This window comes from Streptomyces inhibens (assembly GCF_022221585.1).
Taxonomy (GTDB): domain Bacteria; phylum Actinomycetota; class Actinomycetes; order Streptomycetales; family Streptomycetaceae; genus Streptomyces; species Streptomyces inhibens.
In genome coordinates, this window is record NZ_CP084681.1 from 382,950 (window position 1) to 401,381 (window position 18,432).

Sequence of the window (18,432 nt, forward strand, 5' to 3'; positions counted from 1 at the left end):
TTACGCTCCGCCGCGGGCGAGGCGAATCGCCTTCCCTTGCGGGACCCGGGTCAGCCACGCCCGTGGGCACTGTCGTCCAAGAGATGGCCGACCGTACGCACGACGCGTTCCAGCAGCGCTTCGTCGTAGGGCAGGAACGGCAGCGGGACGGCCTGCCGGCCCTGGGGCAGGCTGATGTCGACCGGATCGCCGTCGCGGGTGACCCGGCCGGTGGCCAGGTGTATGTCGTAGCCGTCCAGACGCAGTTGACGGTCGCCGAGCTCGATACGGCCGGAGGCGAGGTGTTCGGCGAGGATGCGGCGCACCGCCTCCCGGCGCAGTCGTGCGGTCCGGCCGAGCGGCAGGGTGTAGAGGCGGTCAAGCGCCTGCCAGGCGCCGCGGTCGTGGGCGTGGGTGTCGCACCAGGCGAAACTACCGGTGCTGATGAGGAGGTCGACGGAGCGCAGGGTTTCCGACAGCCGGACGGCATCGACGTCGGCCAGCGGCTGTGGGGTTCCGTCGGCGCGATGGAAGCTGACGTCCTGGGCCTCCGCCCACCCCGTAGCGCCCGGGTAGAGGCTCCCGGCGATGCCGAAGCGCGCCTTCATATCCCCTACGGGGAGGGCGAGTTCATCGTCCTCGATGTTCCAGCCCTGGCGTACGGCCAGGCCGAGGACCGCTTCGACACGGACCAGATGGCCGTGGAACATGGTGGTGGAGTGGCCGGTCTCCGGGGGCCGGTAGTGCTCGCGGTAGGCCTGGCGGAAGGGCTGGCGCAGCCGTAGTGCCGCGATCCGGTCACGCCAGAAGTGGCGTTCGGCAGGGGTGGCACGGGCGGGATGCCAGAGCCGTACGGCGTCGGAGGGGCCTGGCTCGGGGAAGTCGGACGGGCCGGCCGCGGGCAGCATCGCCCGCCATTGCCCGGGGGCGTGCTCGACCTCCCAGATGAGACGGCGGGCGGTGCCGCGGGCCACGGGGTGGGTGGCCAGGGCATCGCGCCAACGGCCGTACCGATAGACGGTTCCTTCGGCGAAGCCGCCTTCCAGGCCACGGATCAAGGTCCGTATCTGGCTGCGCGTCGTGCCCAACAGATCGCGGGCGGCGGCGACTTCCTCGGGGTGGTCACGGCGGGCGGCGGCCGGTAGCGACTTCAGGGCACTGCCGTCGGCGCGCTCCCAGGCCAGGGTGGCTTCGTCGGAGACGGTGAGCACGGCGGTGTACGCACCGCACGGGAGCCGCCGGCCTCCGTCGGTGCCGTAGCCGAGGTCCGGGAGGCGGAGCACGGTCTCAGGCCGCCGGCCGAGGTTGCGTTCGGCGCGCCGCAGGGTGCGGTCGAGCTTCTTGGTGACGCCGGCGTGCCGTACGACGCGGCGGGCTTCGCGCAGCGCGGCCAGGGCTTCGGGCGTCGGACAGGCCTCCACCGCCTGGGCGAGGGCGATGCAGGCGCCCTGCGAGGGCAGGGTCTTGGCGCTGGTCGGAGCCACGGTGACCTGCGGCAGCACGGTGGCAAGCGCCTCCCCGGCCCAGGGCTCGTCGCGCCGCAGGGCCAGCCGGGCGGCGCGGCGCAGGGTGTCCGTGTCGGCCGGGGTGAAGGCCTTGTCGGCGACGTAGGGGATCCGTCCGGCGTGGAGGGCGGCGAGGTGGTCGGCGGCGGCACGGAGGACGCGCCGGGCGAGTTCGGCATGCAGCGCGTCGGCCGGCTGCTCCACGCCCCGGTCGGGCAGCGGCGGCCAGTCGCCCCACGTGAGCCCGTAGCGCCGGTCCTCGGCAATCAGCGCGCGCTCGCTCGGGCCGGTGGCGAGGATCACCTCCACTTCAGCGCGTCTCAACGGGCTGTCGTCGTACACGGCGCGCAGGCATGCCGCGAGTTCCTTCTCGGCCACCGGGCCGGCCAGGGCAGCAACGGCGAGGGCGGCATCGGCAGTCGCGTCGGCCCTCCGCATGGCCACCTTCACCAGGATCGCGGCATGCTCCGCCAGGGCTTCCTGGTCCCACGGCTCGGTGCAGCGCAACAACGCACCCGCCGCGTAACGGACATCGGTGGGCCGCGGTGACTCGGCCAGCGCGGCGTAAAGGTCCGTGAGAGTGGCGGCGGTGAAGGACGGCTGCGCCTTGGTCCAGGTCACTTCGCGGGCGACCCGGCGGGCGTGGTCCGAGGCGCTCTCGTCGGCGAGGGTGCGGTATGCGGCGGGCAGCAGCGCGCCCAGTTCCACCGGCGTCAGCTGCGCGCACGCGGCCCACACATTGCCGTCCCCTTCCGCGTCGGGCCGGGCCAGCGCTGCCCGAAGCTGTGCGGCATGCGGTGACAGTTCGTTCATACCGGCAGACCGTAGCCGCAGGGTCTGACAACGCGGCCCGCACGCACGCTCCGCAAGCGCGCGGCGCAGGCCCATCGAGCGAGGAGGCCCGCCCCGGTCCCGGGTACGGGCCTCGTCCTAGCTGATGAGGTTCTCCTGACGGAGGTAGCCCAAGGGCCGTTCGTGCTCGCCGAACCAGAGATCTGCGGCGCGGGAGCGGGCGGCCTCGATCAGCGCGCCGCCATAGTGGCGGGTGGCGAACACGGGGACGCCGATGCGATAGCGGCGGTCGGGTACACCCGGAACGCCGGACCGGTCCTGCACGATGAGCGGGGAGAGCGCAGGGTCGTCCTCGTTCACCCCGCCGACGGGGCACAGCTCCAGACTCACCAGCTTGTGCGGTGAGTTGTCCGTTCCCTGCGGGCACCGGAACAGCCCCACGCCGTCGAGCGAGGCCCACGGGACGACCGCGTGCGCCGTCTTGTTGTGCAGCCACCACACGCCGGTCGCGTCAAATGCCAGATAGGCCTCGCGGTCCGCCCACCCGGCCCACGCCATGAACGCCCCGACCGCGCCGAGCACCAGGAACCAGAGCACGGCGAACACCCAGGTCCCGACGCCGTATTCGTACACGACGCAGGCGATCGGCATCGAGAGGGCGAAGACAAAAGCGGCGATGGCGCCACGCATCGTCTGGCGCATCCGCTGCTTGCCGAAGCGGAACATGGCGGCGTCAGGGGCAGGAGATCGTTCGGGGAGCATCCGCGGAGTCTACGAAACCGGGTCGGCCCGTTCCGCGACGGGCACCCGTCGCCCCACGCGACGCTTCGCCCCCATCCGGTCCGACACGCATCCGGGTTGACATAGAGCGCACTCCAATTGATGGAATCCCCGCCATCGCAAGGGCGGTGTTCCTGGTGACAGGGCACGGCCAGGACACGTTTCCAGGGGGTACCCATGACCGAATCTCCCGTCACCCTGATCACCGGCGGTGGCAGCGGCATTGGCGCGGCAGCGGCCCGACAGCTGCTGGATCAAGGGCATCGCGTGACCATCACCGGACGCAATGACGACCGTCTGCGCCGTTTTGCCGAGGAGTTGGGCAAGCCGGCCGGGCTGCTGACCGTGGCCGGGGACGCGGCCGACCACGACACGGTCCAAGCGGCTGTCGACGCCACCGTCAAGGAGTTCGGGCGGCTGGACACCGTCGTCGCCAACGCCGGTTTCGCCACCCATGACACCCTCGCCGACGGAGATCCCGCCGGATGGCGCGAGATGGTCCTGACCAACGTGCTCGGCCCCGCCCTGCTCATCAGGGCCGCCCTGCCCGCACTGAAGGAGACGCGCGGACGGATCGTGCTCGTCGGCAGTGTCGCGGGCTTCGTCCACACTCCCGGCAATATCTACGGGGCGACCAAGTGGGCGGTCACGGGGCTCGCCGAGAACACGCGGCGCATGGTGACCGCCGATGGCATCGGTGTGACCTTGATTGCTCCTGGCCGGGTGGAAACCCCGTTCTGGGAGGGCATGGGCGGCCTTCCGGAGGGAAATCTCCTGACGGCTGACCAGGTCGCCGAGTCCCTCGTGTGGGCGATCCGGCAGCCGAGCGGTGTGGACGTCAACAACGTGATCATCAGGCCGATCGGTCAGCCCGTGTAACCTCCGCGGCAGACGTCGCAGGCCGTGGCTCGACGAGCCACGGCCGCACGTCCGTCGTCGCCACTAGCCTCATGTCATGCTCACAGCCACCCTCGCCTTCGCCGGTGTCGCCGCGCTGATCAACGTCACGCCCGGTCTGGACACCCTGCTCGTGGTGCGGACTTCCCTCGCGCACGGCCGGACCGGCGGACGCGCCGCCGCCCTGGGCATCCTCACCGGCTGCGTGGCCTGGGGCCTGGCGACCGCCGTCGGACTGACCGCACTGCTCACCGCCTCCCGTCCGGCCTACGACACCCTGCGCATCGGCGGCGCCCTGTACCTGACGTGGCTGGGCGCCTCGGCCCTGTGGCGGTCCAGGCAACGGAACGCGCACCACACGCAGGCGGACACCGGGGGCGGCGCCGCCACCGACGTGGCCCCGCCCGGTTCCCCCGAGGGGCCCGCCGTCCCGTCCCCGCGCGAACGTGCCGCCGCCTTCCGCGCCGGGCTGGGCACCAATCTGCTCAACCCCAAGGCGGGCATCTTCTACATGAGCCTGATCCCGCAGTTCATCCCCCATGGGACGCCGGTCTTCAGCACCACTCTCCTGCTCACGGCGATCGATGTGATCGAGCTGTCGATCTGGTACCGGGTGGTCTCCGGCGCCGCATCCGTCCTCGGCGAGCGCGCCCGGCGTCCGTCCTTCCGGCGCCGTATGGAACGGGTCAGCGGAATCGCCTTCCTCGGCTTCGCCGCGAATCTTCTCCTGGCCGACCACGCCTGACGACTCAGGCCACGAGCCGGCGCCGATGAGCCTGAGCCCGTGCGTACGCCGGTATCCCGGCCCGTGCGCGCGCCCGCGCCCGTGCCCTCGACCGCGCCCGAGCCCGTACTCGTGCCTGTGTCCGTACCCGTGCCCCCACCCGGGACCAGGCCATCCGCGCCCCGACAAAGACCACCGCCGTGGCCACCAGATACCCCAGTTCGAGGACCGCGGCGTGGAGCGGGGCGACCTGCGCCGACCAGCCCGCGTCCCGCTGCACCCCTTCGAACACGACGCGGTTGACGCTCAGGAAGGCCACATGTGTACCGATCGCCGCCCACAGCGGCGCGGGTCCAGGTGCCGTACGGGCGGCCACCAGCGTGAGTCCGAAGACCGAGAGCAGCACCAGATACGCGACAGGGTCCTGACCGGCCGGAGTGACGCCCATCGGCGGTGCCGCCACGCCCACCAGCCGGGCCACGCCGGCCTGCACCACAGTGGACGCTGCCGGCACCAGCAGAAAGACCATCGTCGTCCCCAGGGCCGAGAGCACCCCGCCGAAACGGTCGCGCAACGAGGCCCACGCATAGCCGCGCAGCGTCGTCTCTTCCGGCAGCGCCTCGAGCAGCACGGCCACCAGGGCGTTGCTCACCAGGAACGACGCGAGGGCGGCCAGGTCCAGGCCGGACCACCGCACCCACCCGGCCGCCGTGCCGCCCCCGAGCACGAGGGCGGCACACGACGTGGTGACGGCCGATCCACGCAAGAAGCCGCGTGCCGCCGCGGACGGAGGCCCAAGTCCCAGTGGATATCGCTTCGTTGACCGTGAGGCCCGTAGCCACAGCACGGCAGGCACCGCGAGCGCGCTCACCAGGGCCGCGGGCAGCAGCTGCCGCGCATAGCCCTCGGCACCGAGCGCCCGGACGAGCACCGGACCCAGCGCATTGCCCGCTCCCAGCGCCCCCGCCATCACCGCGCCGCCGAGCAGCGCCCTCCCCCAGGCCCGCCCCGCGGAGCCCCGGCCCGGCCCGCTCGTCCCATACATCGTGGTCATCAGCTCTCCCTTCGCGAACGGCGAGAGAGGCGGGCACCTGGGCGCCCGGGGCGCCTCCGTCGGATTCATGCGTCCGCCCGCCACGCGCCGCAGAGTCTCCGAGACCTACGTGTGCCCTTGGCGCCGCCGATGAAGCCGCACTCCGGCGGGCACGACACGAACGGCGCGTCAAACCCTCCCGCGGCATGACATGACGCGGACCGCCGCTACATCTCTCGATCCAGCCACGCCACCCTTCGGGTCCAGGCGTTGTACCCGGATGGTCGAAGCAGGCGGATGATCAGGGATACGAGACCACCGTGGACGGCACCGTCGAGGTGCCCGACGTGGGCGCACCGATGCCGTTGATCACGTGCTCGTACTGGCCCTTCCCGCCCAGGGAGACCACGAGCAGATCATGGAACTTCACGCCAGGGCGGTTCGGCGGAGCCTCGAAGCCGTGGTCCTGGCGGATGGTGGGATCCACGTTGTAGTAGCAGTAGCTGCCCAGCCCCCACCCTTCGTGGGTGGTCACCGTGTCGGCGATCTTGTACGCGGCGAAGCCCTTGGTGCTGCCGTTCTGGACCGCGGCCTGATTGGGCGCGTCGTACGCCTTCTCGTTCTGGAAGAAGACCGTCCGGCCGCGCTCGCCGCGCCACTCCACGTCGTACTTGTTGAAGTGCTCGACGAACAGCCCGGTCGCCAGAACGTCGTCACCGTTGACGCGGACCCCGTAGTCGGCCCGGTTGGTCTCCCAGCCCACGCCGTCGCCGTGGTCGGCGCGCCAGACCCAGGTGTGATCGATGATGGTGTGATTGCTGTTGATCACCATGCTGGTCGTCGCCTTCCCGGGGCCCGCCCCGCCGATCCGTATGAAGACGTCCTGGACCGTCGTCGGATTGGCGGCGTGGCTCGCGGATGCGCCCTCGGGGCCGACCTCCAGCAGCGTGGCGGAGTCGACCGGGCCGGCATCGATCAGGAAGCCGGCGAGCCGCACACCGTCGACGTCGGCGACCTTCATGGCGGTCACCCCGTTGTCCGGAATGAGGGTCGCGTATCCCAGGCCCAGGACCACGGTGTTCGCCCGCTGCACCTCGATCGGCCGGTCGACGTGGTAAATGCCGGGCGTGAGCAGCAGGTTGAGGCCTTGGGCGAGTGCGGCGTTGAGGGTCGCCGCGTCGGTGCCGGGCTTGGCCACGTAGAACTGGCCGAGCGGTAGGGACTCGCCCCGTGGTGTGCCGTTTCCCCAGGTGGTGCCGCGGGCGTTGGTGCGCTTCTCGGGGAGGAAGACCTTGTAGTCGCCCCCGTCGAGATGGAGGAAGGGCTTTTCGCGGGAGACCGGAGTGGTGTCCAGGGTGGTGTACGGCGGGTCGGGGAAGGTCTGTCCGGGCACCCCCTCGACTCCCGAAAACACCATGTTCCACACGGCGTTGTTCCAGCCGCCCACCGAACTGTCGCGGGTGTACCACTGCTGCTGCGAGTACGGGCCCACCGTGCCGTCGATGCGGCTGTCGGCGATGTAGCCGCCGCTGGCCCAGCCGTAGCCGTCGGGCGCCAGGTTCAGCCCGCCCTTGACGTGCATCCGCCGGAACGGGGCCGCCTGCGCCACGGCCCACCGGTTGGTGCCGTTGACGGGACGGAGCGCGAGGTTCTCCGCCGAGCGCCAGAAGTTCTGTGTCGCGTTGCCGTTGAACCAGCCGGCGTCGACGGTCACATCGCCGTGGAAGGTCGTGTCGTCGGGCGACAGTCCAAGACCGGCGATCGAGGTGTAGAAGCCGATCTGGGCGTTCAGGCCGCTGTACGTGCCGGGCTTGAAGAGCAGTGCGTATCTTCCGGTGCCGAACTGGGCCGACTCCTGTTGCTTGAAGATCTCGTCGAGCTTGCCCTGGATGTCGGGCATGGAGGGGTCGAAGACCAGCACGTTCGGGCCGAGGTCGCCGCCTCCCGGCAGCGCGGCGACGGCAGCAGGCGCCGCGGGCGCCTGGGAGGCCGGAACCGGCAGACTTGCGGCGGGGAGGGCGGCTGCCATCGCGGCCAGAACTCTGCGGCGTGAGGGCCTCGGCATACGGACGGACGAGGCGTCGGAGGAGGGTGAGGCGTGCGCGGGGGGTGTGGTGCCTGCGCGGGGTGTGGCGTCAGCGGGGGGTGTGGGCACAGCAGCTCTCCTGATTCAGGAAGTGAACGATTGAAGTTCATGGGAGCGCTCTCTTGCCTGACGCATGTTCACCTTGTGTGGACGGTCCGTCAAGAGCTCCGTCAGGACTCTTCGGCCCTCAAGCAGACTCCTCGGCCCTTGAGGCTGAGAGCGCATCAAGTGCCCCCACCTCCACGACCACGGGCCCGCCCACCTTCCGTAGACTCCGGGATCATGCCCATGCCATACCCACCTGGTGGTGGTGATGCTGGTGTTCGGCGCGCTCGTCCTACCCCAACGCCCGATCGAGGTTGAAGGCCGCGCTGATGAGTGCCAGGTGGGTGAAGGCCTGGGGGAAGTTGCCTATCTGTTCGCCGGTACGGCCGATTTCCTCGGCGTACAGACCGAGGTGGTTGCCGTAGGTGAGCATCTTCTCGAACGCGAGCCGGGCCTCGTCCACGCGACCGGCGCGGGAGAGCGCCTCGACGTACCAGAACGAGCAGATCGAGAAGGTGCCCTCCTCGCCGCGCAGTCCGTCCGGGCTGCTGCGGGGGTCATAGCGGTAGACCAGGGAGTCGGACACCAGCTCCTCGCCCAGTACGTCCAGGGTGGAGAGCCATTTCGGGTCGGTCGGCGAGATGAACTTGGCCAGCGGCATCATCAGGACCGCGGCGTCGAGGACATCGTCACCCTCGTGCTGCACGAACGCCTTCCGCTCGGCGGACCAGCCACGCTCCATGATCCGCCGGTAGATCGCATCACGGGCCCGCCCCCAGCGGAGCATGTCCGCCGGCAGACCCCGATGCGTGGCGATCCGCATCGCCCGTTCGATCGCCACCCAGCACATCAGCTGCGAGTACAGGAAGTTCTGGATCTTTCCGCGGGTCTCCCAGATGCCCTCGTCCGGCTGATCCCAGTTGTCACAGACCCAGTTGACCAGGTTGCCGACCGTGTCCCAGTGTTCGCTGGACAGCGGCTCTCCCCATTTGTCATAGAGGTAGAGCGAGTCGATGAGGGCCCCATAGATGTCCAGTTGGAGCTGATTGACGGCGTTGTTGCCGATCCGGACGGGGGCCGAGCCAAGGTGGCCCTCCAGGTGGAGCAGCTCTTCCTCGGGCAGTTCACTCCGGCCGTCGATGCCGTACATGATCTGCAGCGGGCCGTCGGAGCTGTTGTTGAGGCAGACGTTCTGGGACAGGAAGTGCACAAACGCCTTGGCCTCGTCCGTGAAACCCAGTCTGAGCAGCGCATAGATACAGAACGCGGCGTCCCTCACCCACGCATACCGGTAGTCCCAGTTGCGCTCGCCGCCGATCTGCTCGGGCAGACTGGTGGTGGGAGCGGCCACGATGGCGCCGGTCGGCGCGTAGGTGAGGAGCTTGAGGGTGAGCGCCGAGCGGTGCACCATCTCCCGCCAGCGTCCTCGGTAGCGGGACTGGGACAGCCAGCCGCGCCAGTACCGCACCGTGGCACCGAACAGCTCCTCCGCCTCCGTCACCGCACAGGCCCGGGGCTCCACCCCGTCGCCGATCCGGTCGAGCGCGAAGACCGCGGCCTCGCCCTCGCCCAGCGTGAACGATGACCTGGCGTCCGGGCCGTCGATCGCGACCGGGACGCTGGACGTCAGCGCGAGAGACAGTTCCGGCGATTCGAAGAACGTCTGGCCCTGCCGGGTACTCACCGTATGGGGCCGCCGGCCGTAGTCGAACCGTGGAGCCACCCGGGCGGTGAACGGCAGCGACCCGCGTACGCACAGCACCCGCCGGATCAGCCGGTGGCGGTCCGCCTCGCGCGAGTCGTCGACGATCGGCATGAAGTCCTGGACCTCGCCCACGCCGTTGTCCGCGAAGAACCGGGTGATCAGGATGTTGGTGTCGGGGAAGTAGAACTGCTTGGTCCGAGCGGGTACGTCCGGGGCGAGCTCGAAGGCCCCGCCCCGGTCGGCGTCCAGGATCGCCGCGAAGACGCTGGGCGCGTCGAAGCGTGCGCAGCAGTACCAGTCGATGGTGCCGTTCGTGCCGACGAGCGCAGCCGTACGCATATCGCCGATCAGGCCGTGCTCGGCGATGGGCAGGTAGCGGGGGGCGTCCGCCTTGCTGGGGCGGAGGCTCTCACAATCGGTCATCTGACCTCCCCGGCACTGGGGGCAAAAGCACTGGGTTCAGGTTACCTCCGGGCGGTTCCGGGCGGCGAGCGACGTAAAGGGGCGGGGCCGGGTCCGCGGCCCCCATCCCGGCATCCCGGCATCCCGGCGCCCTGGTGATCCCCTCCCGGCCTCCCGCCTCCCGGCGTGGCGATCACCCGGTCCTGGGAAAGGCCCGCCGATAGTCACTCGGCGACACACCGATCTGCTTGAGGAAGTGGTGGCGGAGGTTGTTCGCCGTGCCCAGTCCGCTCAGCTCCCCCACCTTGTCCATCGGGAGGTCGGTGGACTCCAGAAGACCTTGGGCACGCCCCAGGCGCTGGTTGAGGAGCCACTGCAGCGGTGTCGTCCCCGTGGCCGCCTGGAGCCGGCGGTAGAAGGTCCGCGGGCTCATCGCCGCCCTCCGCGCCAGGTCCTCGACCGTCAGCGGTTGGTCCAGCCGTGCACGGGCCCATTCCAGTACGGGTCCCAAGCCCTGGTCGTCGGTGGCGGGCACGGACAGGTCGATGAACTGCGCCTGACCGCCGGGCCGGTGTGCGGGTACCACCATCCGGCGTGCCAGCTGATTGGCGACATGTGCGCCCAGGTCGCGGCGTACGAGATGGAGGCAGAGGTCGAGGCCGGCGGTCAGCCCGGCGCTGGTGAGTACGTCTCCGTCGTCCACGTACAGCACCGAGTCGTCGACGTGCACCTTCGGGTAGCGCTCGGCCAGTTGGGCGGTGTGCATCCAATGGGCGGTGGCCCGTCGCCCGTCCAGCAGCCCCGCCTCGGCGAGCGCGAAGGCACCGGTGCACAGGGAGACCATGCGGGCCCCCGCGTCGTACGCGCGGCGCAGGGCCGTGATCAGGTCCGGCGGCAGCGGTCTGCCGTCCTCCACACAGGGGTCGGGCACCGAGGGCACGATGACCGTGTCGGCGTTGACGAGATCGTCGAGGCCGTAACGGGTCCGCAGCGCCAGCCCGTTGTCGGCCATGGGGCCGCCCTGCCCCTCCTGCTGCGGCTCTCCGATTCCGCACAGCCGCAGCTCGTACCAGGGGTCGGCCAGGTCGGGCTGCGGCTTGCCGAAGACGGTGCAGGGGATGCTCAACTCGTAGAGGTCCCAAGAGGGAACCCCGATATCGACGGGCACCACCACGGCGACGGAACCAGCGCTCATACCCCGAAGGGTATGGCAGGAATTTGGTGCCGGTCGTCACCGCTGTCACTTCTTGCGGCGTCCGGGAGCTGCGAGCGTGGTCCGTACGTGATCACCGACCGCCGCTCGCGGCGTAGAAGGAGTTGTGCCATGAATACTCGTCACCCGGCCGTCACCGTCCTCGGATTGGGCTCGATGGGCTCGGCGCTGGCCGCCGCACTGCTGGAGCGCGGCCACCCGGTCACCGTGTGGAACCGCTCGGCACGCAGGGCCGACGCGCTGGTCGAACGGGGCGCCCACCTGGCCGCGACCCCCGAGGAAGCCATCGCCGCGAGCCCGCTCACCCTCGCCTGCGTACTGGACTACGAGGCGCTGCACACCGTCCTAGACCCGGTCGCCGACTCCCTTGCCGGCAAGGCCCTGGTCAACCTCACCTCCGGATCCCCGGAGCAGGCCCACGAGGCCACCGCATGGGCCCGGTCGCACGGCGCCGACTACCTGGACGGCGCGATCATGACCACCCCGCCGGGTGTCGGCAATCCGGAGATGATGTTCCTCTACAGCGGTGCCCACACCGTCTTCGAAGCCCACCGGCCAACCCTGGAAGCCCTGGGCGATCCCCTGCACCTGGGAACCGACCCCGGTCTGGCCTCCCTGTACGACGCCGCCCTGCTCGGCCTGATGTGGTCCACCATGACCGGCTGGCTGCACGGCACCGCCCTGGTAGGCGCGGAAAAGACGCAGGCCACGGCCTTCACCCCGGTCGCGATCCGCTGGCTGACCGCCGTTGCCGGTTTCCTCACCACGTACGCGCCCCAGGTGGACGCCGGCCACTACCCGGGCGACGACGCCACCATCGACGTCCAGATCGCGGCCATCGACCACCTCATCCACGCGGCGTCGGCGCGCGGCATCGACAATGCCCTGCCGGAGCTGCTGAAGACCACGATGGAACGAGCCAGGGAGGCAGGCCACGGCCCCGACAGCTACGCGAGCGTCATCGAGGTGCTGAAGGGATCGGCACGGGCCGGTGGCAGCCGGCCCACACTCTGACGCAGCCATGCATATTGCCCAGGCCAACGAAGGACCGCCCCAGATTCAGATCCAGGTCCAGGCCCCAGGTCCAGATCCAGATCCAGATCCAGATCCACGACAGACAAAAGGCCCGTCCACAGCGCCGGCAACCCTCGGCATCCCCTTTACCACCATGAGTGATCGACGCTGGCGGTGATCACTGCCCGCGGTGAGAGGCAGCGCCACACGCCTCGCACCGGGCATCGTCGGGCAACACGTCGGGCAACACGTAGAGGATCAGCGCCCGCCCGCTGCCAGTCGTTCCCCGGCGGCGGCCCTGACCTCGGGTTCCTCCATCGGGTCGTCCCGCAGCCGGGTCAGCCGCTGCCGGACCAGCGGCACGTCGGGTGCGGAGGCGATGCCCAGCAGGCGGGCGTTCGATTCGCAGTCCCAGAGGGACTCGGTGTACGCACGGTCGAGCCCGGCCGGGTCGATGGCCGCAAGTGCCTTCAAGTAGGCCGGCCGTTCGTAGGAGTGCGGGGTGCACAGCCAGAATCGGCGCAGTGCCGGCGCGGCCTCCGCGGCCGCCGGCCCGAAGCGGGCCAGACCGGCCGCCAGCCGGTCTGGGCCGCACCACTGGCGCGCCTCCTCATGGGCGGCGAGTTCCCGCATCAGCGCGGGCAGGTCCTGGGCTTCGCCGTGTTCGGCCAGAATCCGGATGCCGGTCCAGGACAGCCAACCCCGCTCGTCCGCGGCCCATGCGCGCGCCTCCGGCACGGCGAGGGAACCGAGCCGCTCGACCGCACGCACGAGCCAGGGCAGCGGCCACGCGCCGTCCACCGTCCCGAGCCCCGGCACCAAGGGGATCAGGTCCGGCTCCGGCGGGCGGCCGGCCAAAGTGTGCAGAGCCTCGGCCTTCGCACCGTCGGCCGTGTCCGGGTCGGCGAGTACGGACAGCAGCCGGCGACGGCTCGGACCCATCTCCACGGTCCGTACCCCCTTCGGGCGCGGATGTGCGGACGTCCTGCGTCCCGTCCCCCAGCGCACCCAGGGATCGGAGCGCCACAGCAGCGACTCCTCCCCGCTCAGCCTGGCCCGCGCGACATCGGCCAGGTCGTCCCACCACTCCACCGGCCAGCTGCCCGCCACGGACTCCATGACATCCACCCAGTGCTCGCCCTCCCGGATGTAGGCCCGCAAGGCCTCTCGGGCCTCGGCCGACCCCGACACGGCCAGCAGCTCCAGGATTCTGGTGGCCTGCTCGCACTCGTCCTCGTCACCCGCCAGAAGGGAGACCACCGGATCCAGCGCCAGTCCCAGCCCCTGGATCAAGCGCGCCAGATAGAGGTGGCGGTCGTCCACCGAATCCCACCGCCAGTCCTGCCGGACGGCTTCGTACACCAACTCGGCGGCTGTCGCCGAATCGTCCGGCGCCCACAGCGCGCCCAGACCCCGACCTCGTTGCAGCAGCCCCTTGAGCGAGTCCACCGGCATGTACGCCCGGTCACCCGCTGATTCGTCTCTCATCGTTGCGGAGCCTGCCCGAGACGCAGCGCCGACACCAGGCATTTTCCGAGGACCGCCCATTACCCCGCTCGGTCACCTCATCCGGGTCCCGCGGCCTTCCAACGACAACCTGGAAATCCAGCTCGACGTGATCCCAGAAGTCCAGCTCGACGTGCTGGTTCGTGTTCCCCCAGGAGCGGGTGTCGAGCGCGCCCCAGGGCAGGATCGCCAGCTGTACGCACTGACGCTGCCCGCCCTGCGCCGGGCGGTAGATCCGCGGCCAGGAACCGAAACCGCCGCGGGTGAGCTGCCACTTCGCGCGCGCGAGTTGGGTGATGACCTTGTGGTCCTCGGGCAGACGCAGACCGCGCCGGTCCTCCAACGTCCCCGGCAGACCGAACCGTTCGGCCGCCTCGGCGGTGATGACGACGAGCGGATCGGCGTCCTTGCCGTTGCGGTTGAGGCGGGGCGCACCGAGCCGCGCCTCGGTCAATGCCCGGTCGACCAGGGCCGGGAGAGTCCTGGCCGGACGGTCGAGGATGAGGCCGCCGACACAGTACGCCGAACCCTCACCGTCCAGCACGGCGAGCGGACCGTTGGCGAACCGGGGGTCGAGGGCGGATGCGTCGGAGGCGGGGCTCGGCCTGCTCGGCCTGCTCGGCTTGCTCGGCTTGCTCGGCTTGCTCGGCCCGGGCCTCTTGGCGGCCGGGCGGCGCGACGTCGCTACCGGCATGGCGCTCACCGGCCGGGTGCGAGGCGGGTCGGGGGCAGCGGTAGGCGCTCGGGCCGGCACCGGCACGGGGGCGGGCGAGGGCTCGGGGGCCGGAGCCGGGGTGGGGGCGGGGACAGGGGCGGTGGCAGGGGTGGGCGCTGCGGGGTGTTCCGCGGCGGCCGGCCGGTGACGGCTCCCGATGCCGCCGCGGCGGCGGGTGCAGGTGCGCTGCCCATGGCCCGGTCGGCGGGGAACCGTTCGGCCGGATCGCACCTTCGGGAGCCGCCCGCGTGACGACGTACCGATGCGCAGCCGGCCGTGAGCCGTACGGGACGTGCGCATTACGGGACAGGAGCGGTATAGGGCACAGCAGGAGCACGAATTCCGGCACGCCCTCTCGCCACGCGCCTCCCCGCCGTAGGACCATGGCACGCTCGCCTCGCACGTGTCCCGCCCGCACACGTCCCGCCTCGCACACGTCTCTCGCTCCGTACGCCGTGCCCTCGGGAGGACCCCGATCATGCGCAGACCGATTGCCGTACGCGGCCCCGTCGCCCTGATGATCACCACGCTTCTTCTCGGACTGTCGCTCACAGTCCCGCCCGAGACGCTCGCTCACGCCGCAAACACATCTGGTTCAGCCCCTGTGTCGGCCGACGCGTACTGGACTCCGCAGCGGATGAGGGCCGCCGAACCGGCCTCCGCCGCAAGGAGTTCGCGAGCGCCGCGCTCGGCGGCCGACCCCACGCCGCCGAGCCACCCGTTCGACGGCCTCCCCCAGGTGGGGACATTCTTCTGGACGGACGGCAACAACACCGGCCGGTTCTGCGGCGGAACGGTCGTCCGCAGCCCGCACCGCGACCTCGTGGTCACTGCCGCACACTGTCTGCGCTCCCCGAACCCCAAGCGGTATCTGTCCTTCGTGCCGCAGTATCACGACGGCCAGAAGCCACACGGCATCTACCCCGTCGACCGCATCTACATCGACCAGCGCTACTACGACCTCGGAACCGACGCGGGCGCTCGCTGGGACTACGCGGTCGTACGGCTCGCGGCGCGCCAGGACGGGGCCGAGGTGGAGGAGGTGACCGGCGGCTACCACCTCCGCCCGTACCCGGGGTACGGCCACCGGAACGTACGGCTCATCGGCTACCCCGGCAACAGCGACACCACCCACCCCAAGCCGCTGGACTGCACCTCTTCCACCCACCGGTACACCAGTACCGACCCGGCCGCCCCCGGCGACTTCCTGGAGATCGCGTGCGCCGGTTACATCGGTGGCACCTCCGGCGGCCCGTTCCTGGTACGGGACTTCACCGGTTACGCCCTGATCGGCGTCATCGGCGGCTATCACACAGGCGGCGACTTCCCGGACGTCTCCTACAGCTCGTACTTCACGCTCGACACGCTGGCGCTCTACCTCCATGCCGTCCGCGGCGACACCCCCGCCGGGCCGCACCAGGCCTCATCGCCGAACTGATCGTGAGACCGCTCGCTCAGGACCGGGCGGATCCGTTTTCGATCCGATACTGTCCGGGCACAGAACTCGCGCGATCGATTCCTGCGGCGCAAGAGCCTCCTCCGTGCCCGCACACCCGTGAATCCGAATCTCGTACACGCGCGGCTCGTCCCTCACCGGCATGCATCCTCCTCCGCGTCCCCTGAGACGAAAAGGCCAGATCACCTCCCACCCACCAACCTGGCCGAGCATCGCCTTAGCCCCTGTTAATGTCAGTTTCAGGGGAAGGCCGGTTGCCCACCCGGGCCCGCAGTGGAAGGTGACGCCCGTTGGTGCCGTCGTTTCTCGCCGCCGTACTGACCCGCCTCTTCGGAAATGAGGCGTGGCGCCGACTTCACGCAAAAGCGGCGTTCTGGGTCACCGTGGTCATGATCGTGGTACTTCTTGCGGGCGCCGCTCTGGTCGTCGTCGCCGAATCGGGTGCGCAACACGCGAATATCACGTCCTATCCGAGGGCCTTGTGGTGGTCGCTCGAGACGGCGACCACCGTCGGCTACGGGGACTTCTACCCGGTGACACTCTGGGGCCGCATCATCGCGTCCCTCTTGATGCTCAGCGCCATTACTGCGTTCGGTGTCATTACGGCGGCCCTCGCCACCTGGTTTGTCGGTCACGCTCAGGAGGACATGATCCGCCTGGGAAAGGCCGTGGGGAACCACGCACGCGAGGACGCAGAGACACTCCGTTCGGAGCTGCGCACTCTGCACGCCCGCTTCGACCACGTCGAACACCTGATCAGGGACAAGGGCCCGCACTCCACCCCTTGAGCGAGAAGAGCGGGCCGGGACAGTCCCCTGCCGATGGGCAACTGCGGATGCCCCAGGGCATCGGTCAGGCGAGGGGCGAGGAGAGCCGGTTCCGGTTCGCAGGGAGCTGAGGAATATGTGTTCGTATCGTGCGCTGCGTGTCTAAGGTAGGGAGCGTGATCGATTCCGCTGCTGTCCGCCGTATCGCTCTTTCCCTGCCGGAGACGGTGGAGAAGGAGGCCTGGGAGATGCCCACCTTCCGGGTCGCCGGGAAGATGTTCATCACGATCCCCGACGACGAGACGTCATTTGCCGTGAGGTGCCCCATCCATGAGCGAAAGGAGCTGATCGCGGCGGAACCCGAGAAATTCTGGGTACCGCCGCACGAGGCCAGCTCTTCTTGGGTGAGGGTTCGGCTTGCCCAGCTGGAGGACATGGAGGAGCTGCGGGACATCCTCGTCGACTCCTGGAAGCAAGCAGCCCCGACACGGCTGTTGGACGCTTTTCCCGGGACGGATTTTCCCGGGGCGGAGTGAGCGAGAGCAATGTTCCCGCTGGTCGGGCGTCGACGGCAGAGCCCGTCCGCCCCATCTCACCACCACTGGACCGGCAGAGAAGGCATCACTGGTGGCGGCGGCGCAGATCGCTCCAGTCCAGTGCTTGGGACGCCTTGAGTTGGGAACGCTCGGCGGCCTCGCGGGTTTCGGCGAGGACATCGCCGTGCTTCTCGACGAGTTCTTCGTAGATCGGGGTACGGCCGGAAGAGTGCGCGGTGGTGTTCATATCGGTGGTCCCATTCCCGTGTAAGTCATTGGCTGCGGCTTGGTAGGTTTTCGCCGCCCCAGGGAAGAAGGGAGCACCTCAGTTGTCAGCTGAACAGTTGGTGCGCAAAGGGAGGTTGTTCCCACTCGTGCGCCGCTCCCCCGTGCGGCGCGGACATCGTTTCACGCGGATAGGGAGCCCGTAAAGATCATCCCAGCGCCTGAGACCTTTGGTGATTGAACGCACACTGTTCGCGTTCCGGCTCCTCCCCCTTTGGTCCGAAGCAGGCGTTTCGTTCGGCGGCTCGCGGGCGCACGCGCCCGTCACATCCCGGACCGAGCAACGAGGTACGACAGTCGGCCCACGCTGGGCTCGTCGCCGAGGCCCCCTTCCTCCAACCAGTCAGGTTTGTCGTACACGGCGGTGCCCGCACTGCCGCCGCTCAGTCGCCGGAAGCCCCGCCCCCCAGGTGACGCCGGTGAGGTAGTCACCGCCCCATTCGACCGTCAGACTCCGCACGGATAGCTGCTCGTCGTCCCCCAATTCCGAAGGCCGATTTTCGCGAAGTTCAGCAAACGCGGCCTGGAACAGTCGGTAATGCGATGTCATCAAAACGCCGAGGAGGAGGGTTTTGTCGGCGGTGTCGTTGTGCTCCGTCTTTCGTTGCGAAGGCAGTGAGTGAACTGCAGGAAGAGAAAAGGGCCTACGACATGATCGGCGTTGAGCGAGCAAGCGGCGGTTGGGAATCGTGTCCGGCTCGCCATACAGCTCGTAGGGGCCGGCGGGAGACTGGGGGCCCAGAACTCCCTTGCGGTGGCGCACCGTTCTCCGACTGTCCAGACGCCCGTTCGAGGGTTGCGGCCGGCCGCTTCCGCGTGGGTGAACTGACTGATTGCGGGGCGCTCGCGGGAGCCGGGCTTCTCGCGGGCTCCGGTGAAAGAGGTACGGAACGAGGTGCGCGAGTGATCGGCTGCGCTGGTCGGGGGACCGTGCGGCTCGGCGAACCGGGGGCGGGAGGTCGCGTACAGATACTGAGGGCATGCCGGGAATC

Annotated in this window: 15 protein-coding genes; 6 read left to right on the forward strand and 9 right to left on the reverse strand. The window is 69.7% G+C overall.

What is annotated here, in order from left to right; all coding sequences use genetic code 11:
- Nucleotides 1-50 precede the first annotated feature (50 nt).
- A complete protein-coding gene (locus KI385_RS01835; protein WP_238570480.1) occupies nt 51-2,297 on the reverse strand; it encodes a DUF4132 domain-containing protein in 2,247 nt (748 codons plus the stop codon).
- A 117-nt stretch (nt 2,298-2,414) separates the two neighbouring features.
- Complete coding sequence (locus KI385_RS01840) at nt 2,415-3,038, reverse strand: hypothetical protein (protein ID WP_238570481.1); 624 nt, start codon at nt 3,036-3,038, stop codon at nt 2,415-2,417.
- Between the two features lie 195 nt (nt 3,039-3,233).
- Between KI385_RS01840 and KI385_RS01845 the strand changes: the two genes are divergently transcribed.
- Both KI385_RS01845 and KI385_RS01850 read left to right on the forward strand, forming a co-directional pair.
- The gene (locus KI385_RS01845; protein WP_238570482.1) at nt 3,234-3,935 is read left to right on the forward strand and encodes an SDR family oxidoreductase; all 702 of its coding nucleotides are present in this window, start codon (nt 3,234-3,236) and stop codon (nt 3,933-3,935) included.
- Nucleotides 3,936-4,011: 76 nt separating this feature from the next.
- On the forward strand, nt 4,012-4,698 hold the full coding sequence (locus tag KI385_RS01850) for a LysE family translocator (protein ID WP_238570483.1): 687 nt from the start codon (nt 4,012-4,014) through the stop codon (nt 4,696-4,698).
- A gap of 4 nt (nt 4,699-4,702) precedes the next feature.
- Here KI385_RS01850 and KI385_RS01855 read toward each other — a convergent pair whose 3' ends face one another.
- From KI385_RS01855 to KI385_RS01870, 4 genes are all read right to left on the reverse strand, one after another.
- A complete protein-coding gene (locus tag KI385_RS01855; RefSeq protein WP_238570484.1) occupies nt 4,703-5,731 on the reverse strand; it encodes a CPBP family glutamic-type intramembrane protease in 1,029 nt (342 codons plus the stop codon).
- A gap of 280 nt (nt 5,732-6,011) precedes the next feature.
- Entirely contained in the window at nt 6,012-7,775 is a 1,764-nt protein-coding gene (locus KI385_RS01860) for a coagulation factor 5/8 type domain-containing protein (protein WP_425357054.1), read from the reverse strand.
- A 358-nt stretch (nt 7,776-8,133) separates the two neighbouring features.
- A complete protein-coding gene (locus KI385_RS01865) occupies nt 8,134-9,969 on the reverse strand; it encodes a glycoside hydrolase family 15 protein (protein WP_238570486.1) in 1,836 nt (611 codons plus the stop codon).
- 172 nt (nt 9,970-10,141) lie between these two features.
- On the reverse strand, nt 10,142-11,143 hold the full coding sequence (locus KI385_RS01870) for a GlxA family transcriptional regulator (RefSeq protein ID WP_238570487.1): 1,002 nt from the start codon (nt 11,141-11,143) through the stop codon (nt 10,142-10,144).
- A 129-nt stretch (nt 11,144-11,272) separates the two neighbouring features.
- Between KI385_RS01870 and KI385_RS01875 the strand changes: the two genes are divergently transcribed.
- On the forward strand, nt 11,273-12,175 hold the full coding sequence (locus tag KI385_RS01875) for an NAD(P)-dependent oxidoreductase (protein WP_238570488.1): 903 nt from the start codon (nt 11,273-11,275) through the stop codon (nt 12,173-12,175).
- 258 nt (nt 12,176-12,433) lie between these two features.
- Here the strand turns inward: KI385_RS01875 and KI385_RS01880 are convergent, their stop codons facing one another.
- Both KI385_RS01880 and KI385_RS44415 read right to left on the reverse strand, forming a co-directional pair.
- Nucleotides 12,434-13,663, reverse strand: a complete 1,230-nt coding sequence (locus KI385_RS01880) for a hypothetical protein (RefSeq protein ID WP_238570489.1) — start codon at nt 13,661-13,663, stop codon at nt 12,434-12,436.
- A complete protein-coding gene (locus KI385_RS44415; protein ID WP_425356848.1) occupies nt 13,641-14,375 on the reverse strand; it encodes a hypothetical protein in 735 nt (244 codons plus the stop codon). The genes KI385_RS01880 and KI385_RS44415 overlap by 23 nt, the downstream gene beginning before the upstream one ends.
- Nucleotides 14,376-14,874: 499 nt before the next feature.
- Here KI385_RS44415 and KI385_RS01890 point away from each other — a divergent pair, with 499 nt between their 5' ends.
- The 3 genes from KI385_RS01890 to KI385_RS01900 all read left to right on the forward strand — a co-directional run bounded on the left by KI385_RS01890 (nt 14,875) and on the right by KI385_RS01900 (nt 17,155).
- Nucleotides 14,875-15,834, forward strand: coding sequence for a trypsin-like serine peptidase (locus KI385_RS01890; protein ID WP_238570490.1), 960 nt, complete (start codon nt 14,875-14,877; stop codon nt 15,832-15,834).
- 308 nt (nt 15,835-16,142) lie between these two features.
- Nucleotides 16,143-16,640 (forward strand): potassium channel family protein, encoded by a 498-nt coding sequence (locus tag KI385_RS01895; protein WP_425356849.1) that lies wholly within the window; start codon nt 16,143-16,145, stop codon nt 16,638-16,640.
- A 155-nt stretch (nt 16,641-16,795) separates the two neighbouring features.
- Entirely contained in the window at nt 16,796-17,155 is a 360-nt protein-coding gene (locus KI385_RS01900; RefSeq protein WP_238570492.1) for an MmcQ/YjbR family DNA-binding protein, read from the forward strand.
- 85 nt (nt 17,156-17,240) lie between these two features.
- On the opposite strand, the gene KI385_RS01905 is transcribed toward KI385_RS01900, so the two are convergent.
- The gene (locus tag KI385_RS01905; RefSeq protein ID WP_238570493.1) at nt 17,241-17,402 is read right to left on the reverse strand and encodes a hypothetical protein; all 162 of its coding nucleotides are present in this window, start codon (nt 17,400-17,402) and stop codon (nt 17,241-17,243) included.
- Between the last annotated feature and the right edge of the window lie 1,030 nt (nt 17,403-18,432).

Bases quoted from the DNA above. Each gene is read 5' to 3' on its own strand.
- KI385_RS01835 (WP_238570480.1), bottom strand. From the start codon at position 2,297: ATGAACGAACTGTCACCGCATGCCGCACAGCTTCGGGCAGCGCTGGCC.
- KI385_RS01840 (WP_238570481.1), bottom strand. From the start codon at position 3,038: ATGCTCCCCGAACGATCTCCTGCCCCTGACGCCGCCATGTTCCGCTTC.
- KI385_RS01845 (WP_238570482.1), top strand. From the start codon at position 3,234: ATGACCGAATCTCCCGTCACCCTGATCACCGGCGGTGGCAGCGGCATT.
- KI385_RS01850 (WP_238570483.1), top strand. From the start codon at position 4,012: ATGCTCACAGCCACCCTCGCCTTCGCCGGTGTCGCCGCGCTGATCAAC.
- KI385_RS01855 (WP_238570484.1), bottom strand. From the start codon at position 5,731: ATGACCACGATGTATGGGACGAGCGGGCCGGGCCGGGGCTCCGCGGGG.
- KI385_RS01860 (WP_425357054.1), bottom strand. From the start codon at position 7,775: ATGCCGAGGCCCTCACGCCGCAGAGTTCTGGCCGCGATGGCAGCCGCC.
- KI385_RS01865 (WP_238570486.1), bottom strand. From the start codon at position 9,969: ATGACCGATTGTGAGAGCCTCCGCCCCAGCAAGGCGGACGCCCCCCGC.
- KI385_RS01870 (WP_238570487.1), bottom strand. From the start codon at position 11,143: ATGAGCGCTGGTTCCGTCGCCGTGGTGGTGCCCGTCGATATCGGGGTT.
- KI385_RS01875 (WP_238570488.1), top strand. From the start codon at position 11,273: ATGAATACTCGTCACCCGGCCGTCACCGTCCTCGGATTGGGCTCGATG.
- KI385_RS01880 (WP_238570489.1), bottom strand. From the start codon at position 13,663: ATGAGAGACGAATCAGCGGGTGACCGGGCGTACATGCCGGTGGACTCG.
- KI385_RS44415 (WP_425356848.1), bottom strand. From the start codon at position 14,375: ATGCCGGTAGCGACGTCGCGCCGCCCGGCCGCCAAGAGGCCCGGGCCG.
- KI385_RS01890 (WP_238570490.1), top strand. From the start codon at position 14,875: ATGCGCAGACCGATTGCCGTACGCGGCCCCGTCGCCCTGATGATCACC.
- KI385_RS01905 (WP_238570493.1), bottom strand. From the start codon at position 17,402: ATGAACACCACCGCGCACTCTTCCGGCCGTACCCCGATCTACGAAGAA.